General features: G+C 68.0%; 22 protein-coding genes. 8 read left to right on the top strand and 14 right to left on the bottom strand.

From position 1 onward, the window contains the following. Positions 1-54: 54 nt before the first annotated feature. The gene (ypfJ, locus tag AAHM44_RS16680) at positions 55-951 is read right to left on the bottom strand and encodes a KPN_02809 family neutral zinc metallopeptidase (protein ID WP_342250691.1); all 897 of its coding nucleotides are present in this window, start codon (positions 949-951) and stop codon (positions 55-57) included. A 117-nt stretch (positions 952-1068) separates the two neighbouring features. On the opposite strand from ypfJ, the gene AAHM44_RS16685 reads away from it, so the two are divergent. The 3 genes from AAHM44_RS16685 to AAHM44_RS16695 are packed head-to-tail and all read left to right on the top strand — an operon-like array spanning position 1069 to position 3664. After that, complete coding sequence (locus AAHM44_RS16685) at positions 1069-2208, top strand: patatin-like phospholipase family protein (RefSeq protein ID WP_342250692.1); 1140 nt, start codon at positions 1069-1071, stop codon at positions 2206-2208. Between the two features lie 9 nt (positions 2209-2217). After that, positions 2218-3003, top strand: coding sequence for a 3-hydroxybutyrate dehydrogenase (locus AAHM44_RS16690; protein ID WP_342250693.1), 786 nt, complete (start codon positions 2218-2220; stop codon positions 3001-3003). Between the two features lie 31 nt (positions 3004-3034). After that, positions 3035-3664 (top strand): DUF4893 domain-containing protein, encoded by a 630-nt coding sequence (locus tag AAHM44_RS16695; RefSeq protein WP_269572826.1) that lies wholly within the window; start codon positions 3035-3037, stop codon positions 3662-3664. On the opposite strand, the gene AAHM44_RS16700 is transcribed toward AAHM44_RS16695, so the two are convergent. Then, on the bottom strand, positions 3661-4260 hold the full coding sequence (locus tag AAHM44_RS16700; protein ID WP_342250694.1) for a hypothetical protein: 600 nt from the start codon (positions 4258-4260) through the stop codon (positions 3661-3663). The genes AAHM44_RS16695 and AAHM44_RS16700 overlap by 4 nt on opposite strands. A gap of 25 nt (positions 4261-4285) precedes the next feature. On the opposite strand from AAHM44_RS16700, the gene AAHM44_RS16705 reads away from it, so the two are divergent. From AAHM44_RS16705 to AAHM44_RS16715, 3 genes are all read left to right on the top strand, one after another. After that, a complete protein-coding gene (locus AAHM44_RS16705; RefSeq protein ID WP_342250695.1) occupies positions 4286-5593 on the top strand; it encodes an amidohydrolase in 1308 nt (435 codons plus the stop codon). Between the two features lie 256 nt (positions 5594-5849). Next, positions 5850-6236, top strand: a complete 387-nt coding sequence (gene arr / locus AAHM44_RS16710) for an NAD(+)--rifampin ADP-ribosyltransferase (protein ID WP_342250696.1) — start codon at positions 5850-5852, stop codon at positions 6234-6236. A 116-nt stretch (positions 6237-6352) separates the two neighbouring features. Beyond that, positions 6353-6673: a DMT family transporter gene (locus AAHM44_RS16715; protein WP_342250697.1), complete on the top strand. Its 321-nt coding sequence runs from the start codon at positions 6353-6355 to the stop codon at positions 6671-6673. A gap of 7 nt (positions 6674-6680) precedes the next feature. Here the strand turns inward: AAHM44_RS16715 and dmeF are convergent, their stop codons facing one another. The 4 genes from dmeF to AAHM44_RS16735 are packed head-to-tail and all read right to left on the bottom strand — an operon-like array spanning position 6681 to position 8669. Beyond that, positions 6681-7601 carry a CDF family Co(II)/Ni(II) efflux transporter DmeF gene (gene dmeF, locus AAHM44_RS16720; RefSeq protein ID WP_342250698.1) on the bottom strand — a complete coding sequence of 307 codons (921 nt, stop codon included), beginning with the start codon at positions 7599-7601 and terminating at the stop codon, positions 6681-6683. An 8-nt stretch (positions 7602-7609) separates the two neighbouring features. Further along, the gene (locus AAHM44_RS16725; RefSeq protein WP_342250699.1) at positions 7610-7885 is read right to left on the bottom strand and encodes a metal/formaldehyde-sensitive transcriptional repressor; all 276 of its coding nucleotides are present in this window, start codon (positions 7883-7885) and stop codon (positions 7610-7612) included. Between the two features lie 48 nt (positions 7886-7933). After that, entirely contained in the window at positions 7934-8335 is a 402-nt protein-coding gene (locus AAHM44_RS16730) for a hemerythrin domain-containing protein (protein ID WP_342250700.1), read from the bottom strand. 55 nt (positions 8336-8390) lie between these two features. Beyond that, positions 8391-8669: a DUF1294 domain-containing protein gene (locus tag AAHM44_RS16735; RefSeq protein ID WP_184169138.1), complete on the bottom strand. Its 279-nt coding sequence runs from the start codon at positions 8667-8669 to the stop codon at positions 8391-8393. A 66-nt stretch (positions 8670-8735) separates the two neighbouring features. On the opposite strand from AAHM44_RS16735, the gene AAHM44_RS16740 reads away from it, so the two are divergent. Then, a complete protein-coding gene (locus AAHM44_RS16740; RefSeq protein ID WP_342250701.1) occupies positions 8736-9611 on the top strand; it encodes a LysR family transcriptional regulator in 876 nt (291 codons plus the stop codon). Here AAHM44_RS16740 and AAHM44_RS16745 read toward each other — a convergent pair. The 7 genes from AAHM44_RS16745 to AAHM44_RS16775 form a co-directional block, all read right to left on the bottom strand. Further along, complete coding sequence (locus AAHM44_RS16745) at positions 9526-10119, bottom strand: hypothetical protein (protein WP_184169140.1); 594 nt, start codon at positions 10117-10119, stop codon at positions 9526-9528. The genes AAHM44_RS16740 and AAHM44_RS16745 overlap by 86 nt on opposite strands. Next, positions 10116-10325: a cold-shock protein gene (locus AAHM44_RS16750; RefSeq protein ID WP_184169141.1), complete on the bottom strand. Its 210-nt coding sequence runs from the start codon at positions 10323-10325 to the stop codon at positions 10116-10118. The genes AAHM44_RS16745 and AAHM44_RS16750 overlap by 4 nt, the downstream gene beginning before the upstream one ends. Beyond that, a complete protein-coding gene (locus tag AAHM44_RS16755) occupies positions 10319-10603 on the bottom strand; it encodes an antitoxin Xre/MbcA/ParS toxin-binding domain-containing protein (RefSeq protein WP_184169142.1) in 285 nt (94 codons plus the stop codon). The genes AAHM44_RS16750 and AAHM44_RS16755 overlap by 7 nt, the downstream gene beginning before the upstream one ends. Continuing rightward, complete coding sequence (locus AAHM44_RS16760) at positions 10600-10773, bottom strand: hypothetical protein (protein WP_184169143.1); 174 nt, start codon at positions 10771-10773, stop codon at positions 10600-10602. The genes AAHM44_RS16755 and AAHM44_RS16760 overlap by 4 nt, the downstream gene beginning before the upstream one ends. A gap of 172 nt (positions 10774-10945) precedes the next feature. Then, a complete protein-coding gene (locus AAHM44_RS16765) occupies positions 10946-11896 on the bottom strand; it encodes a cation diffusion facilitator family transporter (RefSeq protein WP_184169144.1) in 951 nt (316 codons plus the stop codon). Positions 11897-11905: 9 nt separating this feature from the next. Continuing rightward, positions 11906-12256 carry a hypothetical protein gene (locus tag AAHM44_RS16770; RefSeq protein WP_184169145.1) on the bottom strand — a complete coding sequence of 117 codons (351 nt, stop codon included), beginning with the start codon at positions 12254-12256 and terminating at the stop codon, positions 11906-11908. Positions 12257-12397: 141 nt separating this feature from the next. Further along, entirely contained in the window at positions 12398-13156 is a 759-nt protein-coding gene (locus AAHM44_RS16775) for a Bax inhibitor-1/YccA family protein (RefSeq protein ID WP_269572834.1), read from the bottom strand. A 95-nt stretch (positions 13157-13251) separates the two neighbouring features. Between AAHM44_RS16775 and thpR the strand changes: the two genes are divergently transcribed. Then, positions 13252-13788, top strand: coding sequence for an RNA 2',3'-cyclic phosphodiesterase (gene thpR, locus AAHM44_RS16780; protein ID WP_342250702.1), 537 nt, complete (start codon positions 13252-13254; stop codon positions 13786-13788). Between the two features lie 142 nt (positions 13789-13930). On the opposite strand, the gene AAHM44_RS16785 is transcribed toward thpR, so the two are convergent. Then, a complete protein-coding gene (locus tag AAHM44_RS16785) occupies positions 13931-16234 on the bottom strand; it encodes an ATP-binding protein (RefSeq protein WP_342250703.1) in 2304 nt (767 codons plus the stop codon). Between the last annotated feature and the right edge of the window lie 103 nt (positions 16235-16337).

Genomic DNA, 16337 nt, shown 5'->3' on the forward strand with positions numbered 1-16337 from the left:
GCTCCCCCCCCCCCCCCAACCCCGACACCCCCGCGGGGGGGGGGCCCACGACTATTAGATCCCGCCCGAGAACGTATCGCACTGGCCGGGATCGCCGGTCTCCAGCCCCTTCTTGAGCCAGGCCATGCGCTGCGCCGAGGTGCCATGGGTGAAGCTTTCCGGCACCACCGTGCCCTGCATCTGGCGCTGGAGCGTGTCGTCGCCGATCGCGTTCGCCGCGGTCATGCCTTCCTCGATGTCGCCCGGCTCGATCCGGTCCTTGTTGCGCGCCGCCCAGACGCCGGCATAGCAATCCGCCTGCAGCTCCAGCCGCACCGACAGGGCATTGCCCTCGGCCTGGCTCGCCCGCGCCTGCAGCCGCGAGACCTTGTCCGAGGTGCCGAGCAGGTTCTGGATATGGTGGCCCATCTCGTGCGCGATCACATAGTCGCGGGCGAAGTCGCCCTTGGCGCCGAAGCGCTGCTCCAGTTCCTGGAAGAAGCTGGTGTCGAGATATACGCCGTCATCGGCCGGGCAGTAGAAGGGCCCGACCGCCGAGCTCGCCGCGCCGCAGCCCGACTGGACATTGCCCTGGTAGAACTTGATCGTCGCCGGGCGATATTGCGCGTTCGATTCCTTGAAGATCGTTGCCCAGGTATCGTCGGCCAGCTTCATCACCCGGCACGATTCGAGCCGCAGGTCGCCCTGGCACACCTGCCGCCCGCTCTGCCCCGCGGTCGGCGACTGGCCGGTCGAGCCGCCGCCGGTGCTGCCCAGCATCCCGCCTCCACCGCCGCTCATCGCGAAATAGGCGATGGCGATCAGGCCGATGATCGCGATGCTGCCACAGCCCATGCCGCGGCCGAGCAGCAGGGGCAGCAGCCCCAGCAATCCGAAACCGCCGCCGCCTCCGCCGCCTCCGCTCCCCAGGTCCTGGGCGTGGTCGGTTGGGTCGATATCGTCGAGCCGCATGGCGTTCCTCTTTATTTAGCCATCGCAACAATGCCCGAACCGGCGTTGCGTTGCACGTGCCAAGCCATACCAAAAGATGCACTTCCCTCGGCCCCGGCTTTCGGCCAAGGCAGGGCCATGGCAGACGCCGAGTCACGTCCCCGCCGCCAAGCCACCGGCCTTCCGCTGCCGGATACGGTCGCGCTGGTATTGCAGGGCGGCGGCGCCCTTGGCGCCTATCAGGCCGGCGTCATCGACGAGCTCCACACCGCCGGGATCGAAGTCGACTGGGTCGCCGGCATCTCGATCGGCGCGGTCAACGCGGCCCTTTTCGCCGGCAACCCGCCCGAGAAGCGCCTCGCCGCGATCCGCACCTTCTGGGAAGACGCCACCGCCGCGCTGCCCGATTTCTCGCTGCCGATGCACGATGCCGCGCGCGAGCTGAGCCATGAATGGGCCGCCGGCATGGTCATGCTCGGCGGCGTGCCCGGCTTCTTCCGCCCGCGCCTGCTGCCGCCCGCCTTCGCCGTCCCCGGCACGCCGGAGGCGCTGAGCTTCTACGATACCTCGCCCCTGCGCGAGACGCTCGACCGGCTGATCGACTGGGAGCTGCTCAACAACGGTCCCGTCCGCCTCTCGGTCGGCGCGGTCGATATCCAGAGCGGCAATTTCCGCTATTTCGACACGCATGACGAGAAGCTCGACGCGCGCCACATCATGGCATCGGGCGCGCTGCCGCCGGGCCTGCCCCCGATCGAGATCGACGGCTGCTGGTATTGGGACGGCGGCCTCGTCTCCAACACTCCGCTCACCCATGTCCTCGACCGGCAATATGCCGAGACGCTGATCTTCCAGGTCGATCTTTTCCCGTCGATCGACGAGCTGCCGCGCACGATGACCGACGTGATTGCGCGCGAGAAGGAGATCCGCTTCTCCAGCCGCACCCGCGCCGTATCGGACGAGCGGATGCGCCTGCGGCAGGAGCGCCAGATGGTCTGCCGCCTGCTCGACAAGCTGCCGCCCGAGCTGCAGGACGATCCCGACGTCCAGGCGGTCCGTGCCCGCGTCTCCGAATTTCCGGTCAGCCTCGTCCAGCTGATCTACCGCGCCAATGCCTGGGAAGGCGGCGCGCGCGACTTCGAATTCTCGGCGCGTTCGATGCACGAGCATTGGCAGGCCGGCCGCACCGACGTGGCCGAGACCATGGCCAACGCCCAGATCGTCGCCCGCAATATCCTGGACGGCCACACCGCCGCCTTCGACCTCACCCAGCGTTAGGAGTATTCGATGTTCCTCAAGGGCAAGTCCGCCATCATCACCGGTTCCACCTCGGGCATCGGCCTGGCCTATGCCAAGGCGCTCGCCGCCGAGGGCGCGAGCGTGGTGATCAACGGCTTCGGCGACGCCGCCGCGATCGAGACGGAGCGCGCCGCGCTCGAGGCGACCAGCGGCACGAAGGCGCTCTACGACGCGGCCGACATGACCAAGCCCGACCAGATCGCGGCGATGATCCAGCGCTGCCACGACGAGCTCGGCGGCCCGCACATCATCATCAACAATGCCGGCATCCAGCATGTCGCGCCGATCGACGAATTCCCGGTCGAGAAGTACGACGCGATCATCGCGATCAACCAGTCCTCGGCCTGGCACATGATGCGCGCCGCGGTGCCGTTCATGAAGGCGCAGAAATGGGGCCGGATCATCTCCACCGCCTCGGCGCACAGCCTCGTCGCCAGCCCCAACAAGTCTGCGTACGTGATGGCCAAGCACGCCATTGCCGGCCTCACCAAGACGATCGCGCTCGAAGTCGCCACCCACGGCGTCACCGTCAACTGCGTGTCGCCGGGCTATGTCTGGACGCCGCTGGTCGAGAACCAGATCCCCGACACGATGAAGGCGCGCGGCCTCACCCGCGAGCAGGTGATCAACGACGTGCTGCTCGATGCGCAGCCGACCAAGCAGTTCGTCACGTCGGAACAGGTCGCCGCGCTGGTGCTTTTCCTTTGCCGGGACGAGGCGGCACAGATTACCGGTGCCAATTACTCGATCGACGGCGGCTGGACCGCTGCCTAAGGCGGTTTGGCGCCTGGAGAAGGGAAGAGGCATGAAGGGGATCCCCGCCGCCGCGGCATTGCTCGCGATCGGCTTCACCACCGGGTGCAGCGTCTATCGCGACGCCACCGCCACGCGCCCGCCCGCCGGCTGGAGCTGGCGCAAGGTGATGACCACGGCGGATGCCGATCGCATCCGCCAGTGGCGCCGCGCCTGGGACGATGCGCTCGCCCCGGCCAAGGCAGCGAACCCCGCGGCGATCGCGGCGGATCCCCAGCTCTTCGATCCCGACGTGGCGCTCGGCACCGCGATGCCCCCGGCCGGCGACTATCGCTGCCGCACCGTCAAGCTCGGCTCGCAGCAGCCGCTCACCCCCTATTACGCCGCCTATCCCGCCGGCCAGTGCCGGATCACGGTGCAGGGCCCGGAAATCCATTTCGTCCGCCTCGACGGCCAGCAGCGCCCGGACGGGCTGCTCTACCCCAACACCGATGCCCGCTCGATGTTCATCGGCGTGATGGTGCTGGGCGACGAGACTGCGCCGCTGCGCTACGGCGTCGATCGCAAGCGCGACATGATCGGCTATGTCGAGCGCATCGGCGAGAAGCGCTGGCGGCTGGTGCTTCCCTATCCGGGCTTCGAGTCAAAGCTGGATGTGATCGAGCTGGTCCCGGCAGGCTAGGCAGCCCGCAACCCGAACTCCCGCACGATGAACGCATAGAGTTCGGGCGCCTTGGCCCGCACATTCTCCCGCCGGAAGGGCGGCCGCGCGGCATCACCGTGCAGCACCACGCTGGCGGTCATCGCGAAGAATTCGCACGCGTTGGTCAGCATATAGGCCCGTGCCGGCCAGCGCCCGCTCGCCACCGCCTCGCGGTAGAAGCGCTGCACGTCCGGATTCTGCTGGCCGCCCGGCATCTTGAGCAGCTGCCAGCGGTGGATCAGCTCGTGGAGCAGCACCGGATTCTCCACCGGCTGCACCACCCGGGCGAAGAACACCCCGCGCGGCCCGGCGCGCGTCTTGGTCCCCGCCTCGCGGTCCACCGTGATAACCTGCGCCGCGAAGAAATCACGCGCTTCGTCCGATACTCGCAGCGCCTTCACCAGCGCGATCTGCGCGGCAAGCGAAGCCGCGACCTCGGGCGTCTGCGCGCCGCCCTGCCAGTCGATCGCGAAGTCCTGGGCGGCCCAGGCAGGCCGCGCCAGCCCCAGCAGCAGCGCGCCACCGATCAGCTTCCTGCGCGAGAGGTTTGACAGGTTCCGGCACCCAAGCGACATTCGCGCCTCCATCAGGGGGAACCATATGCTCCGGTCGCTTCTTCTCGCAACTGCGATGACTTTCACCACGCCCGCTCTTGCCGATCCGGTGCACGACGCGACCCAGGCCGCGCTCCCCCAGCTCATGGAATTCTATCGCGACTTCCATTCCAATCCCGAACTCAGCCTCCACGAAGTGAAGACCGCCGCCAAGCTGGCGGAAGAAGCGCGCAAGGCCGGGTTCAAGGTCACCGAGAATGTCGGCGGCACCGGCGTGGTCGCGGTGCTCGAGAACGGCCCCGGCCCGGTCGTGCTGATCCGCGCCGACATGGACGGCCTGCCGGTCACCGAGCAGACCGGCCTCGCCTTCGCTTCCAAGGTGCGCACCACCAGCGATGAAGGCATCGAGACCGGGGTGATGCACGCGTGCGGGCATGACACGCATATGGCGAGCTGGATCGGCACGCTGCGCAACCTCGCCGCGATGAAGTCCAAATGGCACGGCACCGTCATCATGATCGCCCAGCCGGCCGAGGAGCGCGGCATGGGTGCCAAGGCGATGCTCGACGACGGGCTGTTCACCCGCTTCCCCAAGCCGCAATATGCCCTCGCCTTCCACGACAGCGCCGGCCAGCCCGCCGGCCAGATCGGCATCACCGCCGGCTATGCGCTGGCGAACGTGGACTCGGTCGACGTCATCGTGAAGGGCGTCGGCGGGCACGGTGCCTATCCGCAGACGACCAAGGACCCGATCGTCCTCGCCGCGCGCATCGTCACGTCGCTGCAGACCCTGGTCAGCCGCGAAGTCGATCCGCAGGAAGCCGCGGTGGTCACCGTCGGCATGATCAAGGGCGGCTCCACCCACAACATCATCAGCAGCGAAGTGACGATGCTGCTCACCGTGCGCAGCTTCAAGCCGGAGGTGCGCAAGCTGCTGCTCGACGGCATCGCCCGCATCGCGAAGGGCGAGGCGATCGCGGCGGGCGTGCCCGACGACCGCCTGCCCGAGGTGAAGGTCCGCGACAATTTCACGCCCGCCACTTTCAACACCCAGCCGATCACCAGCCGGATGCAGGCGCTGTGGACCGCGCGCTTCGGCAAAGACCGGGTAGTCGAGACCAAGGCGGTGATGGGCGGCGAGGATTTCAGCCGCTACTGGCTGGCCGACAATTCGATCCAGAGCCTGATCTTCTGGGTCGGCGGCGTGCCGGCGGACAAATGGGCCGCATCGGACAATGGCAAGAAGCCCCTGCCCTCGCTCCACAGCCCCTTCTGGGCGCCCGATGCCGAAGCCGTGGTCGGCACCGCGACCGAGGCGATGACGTCGGCGGCGCTGGATATCCTGAAGAAGTAGGCGACGGCTCGCGAGAACAACCTGCTCCCCGGCGAAAGCCGGGGGCCAGGAAGACAAGCGACGCGGCAGAGAAATCCTGCGCCCCGGCCTTGGCCGGGGAACGGGCTTCGGAACAGCGGTTCCGGATCGCGGGGCGCCGGCGAGTCTTCGCGGCCTCTTCCCACTATCATTGTCTAACCCGGAACCGGGATTGCGGCAAGCCGGGGTACCTGTTGCATGTAGCTGCCCTCGATTCGCAGACGAGGAGCAACGGCACATGATCTACTATCACGGCACCCGCGCGGACCTTCGCCCCGGCGACCTGATCGCCGCCGGATACGCCTCGAACTATGGCGCGCGCAAAGCCAATCCCTGGGTTTATTTCGCCGGCACGCTCGAAGCCGCGATCTGGGGCGCCGAGCTGGCGCAGGGCGAGGGGCGCGAGCGCATCTATATGGTCGAGCCGACCGGCGACTTCGTCGACGATCCCAACCTCACCGACAAGAAATTTCCGGGCAATCCCACGCTTTCCTACCGTTCGCACGAACCGCTGCGCGTCACCGGCGAGGTCGAGCAATGGCAGGGCCATTCGCCGGAGCAATTGCAGCACATGAAGGACGCGCTCGCGCGACTGAAGGCGCAGGGCATTGAAGCCATCGACTGACCGTCTTGATCCGGTCGCCGCGCGGCCCGAGATGACCGGCGCGGCGACCACGTTCCCGTCTCCCATGCGGAGGTTCAAGACCGGGACGGCCCGGCAGTCCTTTTCAGGAGGCTGCCGTGGTTTGGTTCATTCTCGTTATTGCCGGTCTGCTCGAAGTCGTCTGGGCCTTCTTCATGAAGCAGTCCGAAGGCTTCACGAAGCTCATCCCCTCGATCGTCACGCTCGTCACCATGGGCGCCAGCTTCGGCCTGCTATCGCTGTCGATGCGCGCCCTGCCGCTCGGCACCGCCTATACGGTGTGGACCGGCATCGGCGCGGTCGGCGCCTTTGCGGTGGGGATCGTGGTGCTCGGCGAGCAGGTCAGCCTGATGCGGCTCGGTGCCGCCGCGCTGATCGTCTCCGGCCTGGTGCTGATGAAGCTGTCCACCACGTCCTGAGCCGGGCTCAGCGGCACTCCACGGTCAGGTGCGCGAGCTCGTGCACCGGCGCCAGCCGCGCGCGGACGGTATCGGCATCCGCCCCCACCACGCTGACGATCGCCGCCCGCGCTTCGGGGCCCACGCGCCACACGTGCAGGTCGGTGATCCGCACCCCGCCCTCCGCAAGCAGTTCGCGCACTTCCCCGGCGACACGGTCGTCAGTCCGGTCGAGCAGCACGGCGGCGGTGTCGCGCATCAAGGTCCAGGACCAGCGCGCGATGACCACCGCGCCGACGATCCCCATCGCCGGATCCATCCACGCCCAGCCCAGATAGCGCCCGGCGAGCAGCGCCGCGATCGCCAGCACCGACGTCAGCGCATCGGCCAGTACATGGACGTACGCCGAGCGGAGGTTGTTGTCGTGGCCGTGATGGTGATGATGCCCATGATCGTGGTGGTGATGATCATGCCCGTGGTGCTGGTGATGCCCGCCCGAGAGCAGCAGCGCGCTGACCAGGTTCACCGCCAGCCCCAGCACCGCGACGATCGTCGCTTCGCCGAAGGCCACGGTGATCGGCTCGAACAGCCGCAGCACCGATTCCACGCCGATCCCCAGTGCGATCAGCCCCAGCACCATCGCCGAGGCGAAGCCGGCCAGGTCGCCGACCTTGCCCGTGCCGAAGCTGTAGGCGGCGCTGCGCGCATGTTTCTTCGCATAGCTGTAAGCAATTGCGGCCACCGCCAGCGCCCCGGCATGCGTCGCCATGTGGAAACCGTCGGCGAGCAGCGCCATCGATCCGGTCCAGTAGCCGGCGACGATCTCGCCAACCATCATCACCGCGGTCAGCGCCACCACCCACAACGTGCGCCGGGCATTCTCGTCATGCGCGGCGCCCAGGAACACATGCTCGTGCGCCAGCGCGTCGATCTCGGGAAGCGTAGCCATGGAAAATCCTATTTCGAATAGCGGCGGATCACCGCCAGCAGCTCTTCCGCGCCCTGCGCGCGCTCGGCATCGCTGAGCCCGGGTGCGGCGACATGCGCCTCGAGATGGTCGGCGATGATCTCGTCGAGCAGCCCGTTCACCGCGCCGCGCACCGCCGCCACGAGCTGCAACACCTCGGCGCAGCCGGCTTCGCCCTGCAGCGCCCGCTCGACGGCGCCGACCTGCCCGCCGATGCGCCGCACGCGCGCGAGCAACACGCTGTTGTCATGGGAAAGATGCGCCATACCTATACCCCCTATAGGTATATTGGCGGCAGGTAAAGCCCGCCGCGTTCAGCGCATCGCTTCCAGCAGCGGATAGAGGATCGCCTTCTCGCGCTCGATGCGTCTGCGCATCGAAGCGCGCATGGCCGTCGATGCCGCCCGATAGCCATCCCAGTCGGCGACGACGCGGTCGATCGTCCACCCGCCGACATGCCGGCTGCTGCTGGAGAGCATCTCGGCGCTGTTCTCGCGCAGCCGGTCGATCTCCGCCACCACCTCCGGCGCGTTGCCCTCGCGCAGCCGCGCGCTGGCCTCATCGACGAGCCGCCGGCGCCGGCTGCTCGCCCGGCTCAGCCGCCAGCGGATCGCGGCCAGCGCGCTCGCATCGGGCGCGGCCGCATGCGTCGCGTCCTCCAGTTCCTGGATTCCGGCGAGCAATGCCTCATGTGCCGCGCGAAGCTCCGCCAGCATGCCATCCCCTCAATTGACCTGCTCGATCAACGCATTGCGGTCAGCTGCGATCCGCTCAGGCGCGCACAGCGAGCATGAGCAGGCCGATCGCGGCACTCATCTGGACCAGGACGATCAGCACCAGGTAGAGCGAGAAAGGCTGCTTGCGCGTCTTGTGGCGGAACAGCCGACGCGCGGCGAAAGCGCCCGGCGATCCGCCGAGCAGCGCCAGGCCGAGCAGGTCACGTTCGGGAATACGCCGTCCGCCGGCGATCGCGCGCCTTTTGTCCTGCCAGAAGCGCAACAGGGTCCAGAGATTGATGGCGACGAGCCAGAGAAGCGCAGCGGCAAGCATCGCCCCGCCTTATCCGCTCGTCCGCATCTGGCGCCATGCATGAGATAAACTTATGCTCCGGCCTGCATGGTCCGCCCCCACCTCCCCCTCAATGCCCTGCGCGCCTTCGAAGCCTCGGCCCGCCACCTCAGCTTCACCCGCGCCGCGATCGAGCTCTGCGTCACCCAGGCGGCGATCAGCCACCAAGTGAAGGGGCTGGAGGAGCGGCTCGGCGCCCAGCTCTTCCGCCGCCTGCCGCGCGGCCTGGCGCTCACCGACGAAGGCCTCGCCCTGCTCCCCGCGCTCGGCGACAGCTTCGATCGCATCGCCGAGCTGGTCGAAGGCATCACCAGCGGCACGGCGGCCCAGCTCCTCTCGGTCGCCGCGGTCGGCACCTTCGCCACCGGCTGGCTGCTGCCGCGCCTGCCGGCCTTCCACGCCGCGCACCCGCGGATCGACCTGCGCCTGTTCACCAACAACAACCGCGTCGATCTCGCCGGCGAAGGGCTCGACTATGCGATCCGCTTCGGCGCCGGCGCCTGGCACGGCACGGAAGCGGTGCCGCTGATCGAGACCCCGCTCACCCCGCTGTGCACGCCGGCCCTGGCCGAGAAGCTCTCAACCCCCGCCGACCTGCTCGCCCTGCCGCTGCTCCGCTCCTACCGCGCCGATGAATGGCCGCGCTGGCTGGCCGAGGCCGGCACCGCGCCGGTCCCTTTGCGCGGCCCGGTGTTCGACAGCTCGCTGGCGATGGCCGAGGCGGCGGTACAGGGCATTGGCGTCGCGCTCGCCCCACCGGCGATGCTCGCCCGCCACCTCGAGGAAGGCCGCCTCGTTCGCCCCTTCGACCTCGAAGTCAGCACCGGCCGCTACTGGCTCACCTGGCTCCAGTCGCGCACGCCAAGCCCGGCAATGGCGGCGTTCCGGGAGTGGATAGCGGCACAGGCAGCCCCGTCTCGCTGAACAGCTGCGCGGCGATCGCCCGGTAATAGCCGCATATCTCGTCGAGCTCGGCGCCCGACATGCTCAGCCGCTCGCCGATCGCGACGCGGGGCAGCGCCACGCCGTCCCGCATCGGCCAGCCGACCGTCATGCTGATGTCGCCCCGCCGATCCCCCCGGCGCACCAGCCCCTCGCAGTGGAACAGGCAGTCGCGGCTGCGCGCCAACGCGATCAATCGGGCGTGGTCGCCATGCGGAGCACCGGTCATCGCGCGCAACGAGGCGAGCTTGCTGGCGGTGGCGCGCTCGCCCGCGGGCATTGCGATTCCGCGGGCGCCGGCCAGCGCATCGATCAGCAGACTCAGGAAACGATCGAGCTCGCGCAGCCCGTTGCCGAGCACCCGGGCACGATACCGTCCCTCGATCGCACGCGGCGGCCCCTCACGCGCCAGCCCCTGCGCCAGGAAATCGGCGCCGCGCTGCAGGGTGGCATGGGCCCGCGCCAGCTCGGCGCGGTCACGTCCGGTCAATCGCAGAGCTTCAGGTCATGGGCGCAGGTCTGGCCCCGGCTGTCGGTGCGCAGCGCATAGGTAACGCGCTGGCGCGATTCGAGCCGGTCCAGCCCTGAAGCGGCGAGTGCGCTGGCATGGACAAAGGCGTCGTCGCCGCCCCTGTCCGGCTGGATCACGCCGAAGCCACCGGCGGTGTGGTAGAAGAACACCGTGCCACTCAGCATGGAGCCGCCTTTCGCGCCGCGATCGCCTGCTCCACCGCGGCGAGCCCCTCGGCGCTGGCGACAGCCAGGTCGAGCGGCCGCCCGCCCAGCGCCGCGTCATGGCCGTTGAGGAACAGCGTCGCCTCCTCGCGGCCCAGCGCCTCGAACGCGATGCGCGCCGCGCGGCCCTGGCGCTCGGCAGACTGCGGATCAAGCCGCGCCGCAGTGAACTGCCTGCGGAACGGCCGGGTCTGCGGCCGTTCTTCGGGCGTCGACGCCGGTACGCTCGCCTCGCTCATAGGCTCGCCACCATGGGCAGCGGCGCATCCAGCGCGTCACGCAGTTCGGCGATCCGACGCGCATAGCCCCGCACCAGTCCCTGATGCGCGCAGCGTGCTTCCGATGACGCGGCGTCGCGGGCGCGTACCAGCGAAACCTGATGGCGATATAAGAGATAATTGAGATCCATGATGTGCCTCCGCATTTCGTAAGCGGGAGCGCACAAGTCTCTCAGCCGCGGGCGCCTACATGTCGGAACTGCTCGCGATGCCCGAGCTTTAGCACGGCGACGAGACCGGCGATAGCGCGATGGCACCGGCCGTGCGAGATTGCCCGGGCCCGATCCTCTCCCCGGGGCAAGCTCACCCCATCGCCACGGCGTCCACCGCATCCTCGCGCTTCTCGGGCCGGATATAGATCGAACTCAATTTAGGCTCCTGCGCCTTCAGCCGGTGCTCGATCCGCTCGATCAACGTCTCCGCCTCGCCCATCGGCAGCGTGTCGGCAAAGTCGGCGCTGATCGCCACGAAGATGCGGTCGGGCGCGGTGTGGATCGTGCGCACATGGTTCACATGGGTGATGCACGGCTCAGCCTCGAGCAGCGCCCGGATCCGCGCGACCATGTCCAGGTTCGCGCGCTCGCCGATCAGCAGCCCCTTGGATTCGCGTGCGAGCAGGCCCGCAACCGCCGCCAGGATCACGCCGATCACGATCGACGCCCAGCCGTCGATCCGCGGATCGCCCCAGTGATGGCTCGCCCATATGCCGATGCCGGCGACGATCAGCCCGGCGAGCGCCGCCGTATCCTCGAACAGCACGATGAAGCCCGAGGGATCCTTCGATTCCTTGATCGCCTTCCACCAGCCGCAATCGCCCTTGCTGGCGGCGAATTCGCGCATCGCGATCCACCAGCTGGTGCCTTCGAGCGCGAAGGCGATGACGAGTACGACGTAGTTGGGCAGCGGGTCGCGCAGGGGTTCGGGCGACCGGATGTGCAGCCAGCCCTCATAGATGGAGACGCCGGCGCCCAGCCCGAAGATCAGGATCGCGACGACGAACGCCCAGAAATAGAGTTCGCGGCCATAGCCGAAGGGATGATCGCGATCAGGCGGGCGCTTTGCCCGATATTGCCCGTAGAGCAGCAGGCCCTGATTGCCCGTATCGACCAGGCTGTGCACCCCCTCGGTAAGCATCGAGGAGGAACCGGTAATCGCGGCCGCCACGAACTTGGCGACCGCGATTCCGAGATTGGCGGCCAGCGCCGCGTAGATGACGATGTTGGCGCGCCATCCCGACGCGGGCGAGGCCGCCATTGCCTGGGCTTAGCCGAGGCCGATCTTCGACAGGATATTGCCGATCACGCCCTTGTCTTCGCCGGCCTTGGCCAGCTTGGCCTCGGCCTTCGGATCATAGCCCGAGCTTTCGGGCAGATCGCTATGGCTGTGACTGTGCACCGGCTGGGTGGATGCCGGCGGGTCCGACGCATCCATCGACTCGTCGAGCCCGCGGTCGAGCCGCGCTTCCTTGCTCTCCGGGTTGCGGTAGAGCCGCTCGGCAATCGATTCGTCGGTGCCTGCGTCCGCGGACTGGGCCGTCGTACGCACGGTTTCTTCGTCTGGGCCCGGTGCCACCGACATGCGGTCCAGCGCCGGGTCGATCGGGTTCGCATTCATGACTTCACTCTCCTGAGCGTTGCCAAGTTGTAACGAACGCAATTCGATTCGCGTTCCCGTGCCGGAAACCACGCGGGCGCAAAAGAAAACGGCCCGGCGAGTTTCCCCGCCGGGCCGCAATTTCTTTTACCTGCAGGGAACTTAGTTCCGCTGGCTGCCGAACAGGCGGAGCAGGAACAGGAACATGTTGATGAAGTCGAGGTAGAGCGTCAGCGCGCCCATCACCACGGCCTTGCCCATCATGTCCGTGCCGGCCACATAGCTGTACATGCTCTTGATCTTCTGCGTGTCATAGGCGGTCAGGCCGGCGAACAGCAGCACGCCGATCGCGTTGATCGCAAAGGCCAGCGGGCCCGACTGCAGGAACAGGTTGATCAGCGAAGCGACGATCAGGCCGACCACGCCCATGATCAGGAACGTGCCGAAGCCCGACAGGTCCTTCTTGGTGGTGTAGCCCCACAGGCTCAGGCCCGCGAAGCCGGCCGCCGTGGCGAAGAACACCTGGGCGATCGAGGTGTCGGTATAGACGAGGAAGATCGTCGACAGCGACAGGCCCATCACCGTGGCATAGACCCAGTACAGGGCTTGCATCGCCGGGGTGGACAGGCGCATCTGGCCGAAGCTCATCAGCAGCACGATGCCCAGCGGCGCCAGCATCACCACCCAGCCGAGCAGCGTCGGCGCATAGCCGACCCCGCGCGAGGTCTGCTGCAGCGCGAACAGCACGTCGATCGCGCCGCTCTTGGCGAACAGCAGCGCGACGATGCCCGTCAGCAGCACGCCCGACGCCATGTAGTTGTAGACGGACAGCATATACGACCTGAGCCCCGCGTCGCGCGCTTCCACGCCCGCGCCGGCGGTCCCATAGGTACCCGTCCGGGGATCCGACCAATCAGCCATTGCAAAACTCCTTTGTCCGGCACCTGCCGGTCATGGTGTAATATCGCGCTCATACGGGGTGTTTTCAAGCAAAACCGGGGCTATCAGCCCTGAGTATGATCCGCCTGTTCGTCGGCCTGCGTCCTCCCACCCCGATCCGCGCCAAGCTGCTCGGCCTGATGGGCGGCATCCCCGGTGCCCGCTGGCAGGATGACGACCAGCTCCACATCACGCTGCGCTTCATCGGCGATGTCGACGAGCGCGCCGCCGAGGATGCGGCGACTGCTCTGTCAGGCGTCTACTGGCCGCCGATCGAACTGTCCCTGGAAGGCGTCGGCGCGTTCGACAAGCGCGGCCGGGTGAACGCGGTCTGGGCCGGCGTGCGCCCAAAGGAGCAGCTCGCCGCGCTCCACCGCAAGGTCGATCAGGCGCTGGTCCGCGCCGGCCAGCCGCCGGAAGGCCGCGCCTATCTGCCGCATATCACCCTGGCGCGGATGAACAGCCCCACGGAGGTCGTCGAACGCTTCGTCGAAGCGCATGCCGGCCTCGCCAGCACCCCCTTCACGCTCGACCATTTCTTCCTGTTCGAAAGCAGTCTCGGCCACGAAGGCGCGCGCTACGACGCGGTGGCGCGCTATCCGCTGAACGGCTGAAGCCCCTGACCCGTCACCCCAAACGACCCCGTCATCCCGGCCTTGAGCCGGGGTCCCGCTTCTTCTTCGGCGGGGCAAGACAGCGGGATCCCGGCTCAAGCCCGGGATGACAAAAAAGGGAGGTCAGGGCAGCGACCAGCCGCTACCCCCGCTTCCCCTCGATCACCGCGCGCACCTTCCGCGCCAGCTGCTCGCGCGTGTACGGCTTGGACAGCAGCTCCACGCCCGCATCGAGCCGGCCGTCATGAACGATCGCATTCTCGGTATAGCCCGAGGTGAACAGCACCGCGAGTTCGGGCAGCCGCGCCCGCGCCAGCCGTGCCAGCTCGGGGCTCTTCAGCGCGCCGGGCATCACCACATCGGTGAACAGCAGGTCGATCGCCACTCCGCTCTCGATCACGCTCAGGGCACTCTGCGCGTCATTGGCGCGCAGCACGGTATAGCCCAGCTCGGTCAGCAGCTCGACCACCGTCGCCTGCACATCGGGATCGTCCTCGGCGACCAGGATCGTCTCGCTGCCACCGCGCATCGCCACCGTCTCGTGCGAGGCGACAAGCACTTCCTCGCGCTTGCGCACGCGCGGGAGGTACAGCTTCACCGTCGTGCCGTGGCCGACTTCCGAATAGAGCTTCACATGCCCGCCGGACTGCTTGACGAAGCCATAGACCATCGACAGCCCCAAGCCCGATCCCTGCCCCTCCGGCTTGGTCGAGAAGAACGGCTCGAACACCTGCTCGATCACTTCGGGCGGGATGCCGCTGCCGGTGTCGGTCACCGCCAGCATCACATATTGCCCGGCGGGCACGTCCTCGAGCCGCCGCGTATAGTCATCGTCCAGCGAGGCATTGGCCGCCTCGATCGTCAGCTTGCCCGTGCCCTGCATCGCGTCGCGCGCGTTGATCGCGAGGTTGAGGATCGCATTCTCGAGCTGGGTCGGGTCGGCCTGGCAGTTCCAAAGCCCGCCCGAGGTAATGACCTCGATCGCGATCGCCTCGCCCAGCGCACGGCGGAGCATGTCCTCCATCCCACCCAGGAACTTGCCGACGTTGAGTACCCGCGGCTCGAGCGGCTGGCGCCGGCCAAAGGCGAGCAGCTGGCTGGCGAGCTTCGATCCGCGCTGCACGCCGGCCAGCGCGTTGGCGACCCGCCGCTCGGCCTTGTCATTGCCCTGCACGTCACGCGCGAGCAGCTGGAGGTTGCCCGAGATCACCTGGAGCAGATTGTTGAAGTCGTGCGCCACGCCGCCAGTCAGCTTGCCGATCGTCTCCATCTTCTGCGCCTGCTGGAGCGCCGCGAACACCGCCTCGCGCTCGAGCACCGCTTCGGCGACGCGGATCTCCAGCCCCTCGTTGAGCACGCGCAGCTCTTCCTCGGCCTGGGCGCGGCGATGCAGCTCGCGCTCCACCGCCTCGAACAGCCGGGCATTGTCCATCGCCAGCGCGGCCTGCCCCGCCAGGCTGACCAGGCTGGCCTCGGCCGCCGCGCTGAACCGCCCCGGCTCGGGATGACCGTAGAGCAGCCCGCCGATCACGTCGCCCGAAGGCGTACGCACCGGAACCGCCAGGTACGAGCGCACGGGCAGATGCCCTTCCGGCATGCCGTGGAACGGCGCGTTGTCGCCGTAGCGTGGATCGAGCGTGACATCGTCCACCCGGATGATGCCGGTGCCGGCGAAGGTCGGCTCGAACAATTTGGTGATCCGCGGCATCGGGAATTTCTCGAAGGCGGATCGCGGCGCCCCGGCCAGCGCGTAGAGCATGTACGCCTCGGCCTGGTCGTCATCGACATGGTTGTAGAAGAAGGCACCGAACTTCGCCCCGATCAGCGCGACGCCCGCATCGACCGCGGTCTGCGCCACCCGCGCGCTGTCGCGCTCGCCGGTGATCGCGACACCCGCCTGGTTGACCACCTCAAGCGTCCGCGTCTTCTCCTCCAGCGCCCCGCGCGCCTCATGCTCGCGCTCCGCCGTCTCGTAATGCTCGGTGCGGTCGGCGCTGGTCCCGAAGATGCCGAGCACCGCGCCATCCACCCCGCGGATCGGCGTCATCGCCAGATCGACCCGGATATCGACCTTCTCGCCATTGCCGCGCACCGCCTGCACGTGCAGCCCGGGACGGACCACCGCCTCGCCGCCCAGCGCCCGCTCGAAATGCTGCCCCACCTTGTCCCAGACCTGCGGCCAGCTCTTGTTGTAGGAGCGCCCGAAGATCCGGGCATTCTCGTCGCGATAGGCCTCGAGGATCCGGTCGTTGTAGAAGAACAGATAGTCCGCCCCCCAGGTGACGAAGGCGCGCTGGGGAGATGCCAGCATCAGGTCGAGCGCGACCTTGAGCTCGCCCGGCCATTCCGCGACCGGCCCGAGCTCGGGGACGGCGAAGTCGGGCGCACGCAGTCTTTCCCCTGTTTCCCCGCCGTGGCTTGGCCAGGCGGTGTCGGCTTCGGCCATCCATGCTCCCCATGGGCCCCCGCCCTGGGCAGGGTTATACAGGCTTGTTTCCCGGGGAAAAGACGGGCGCGAAATCATCACAAGCGACAGCTGGCGCCCGCGC

It is taken from the genome of Sphingomonas sp. OTU376 (assembly GCF_038440415.1).
GTDB lineage: Bacteria > Pseudomonadota > Alphaproteobacteria > Sphingomonadales > Sphingomonadaceae > Sphingomonas > Sphingomonas kyeonggiensis_A.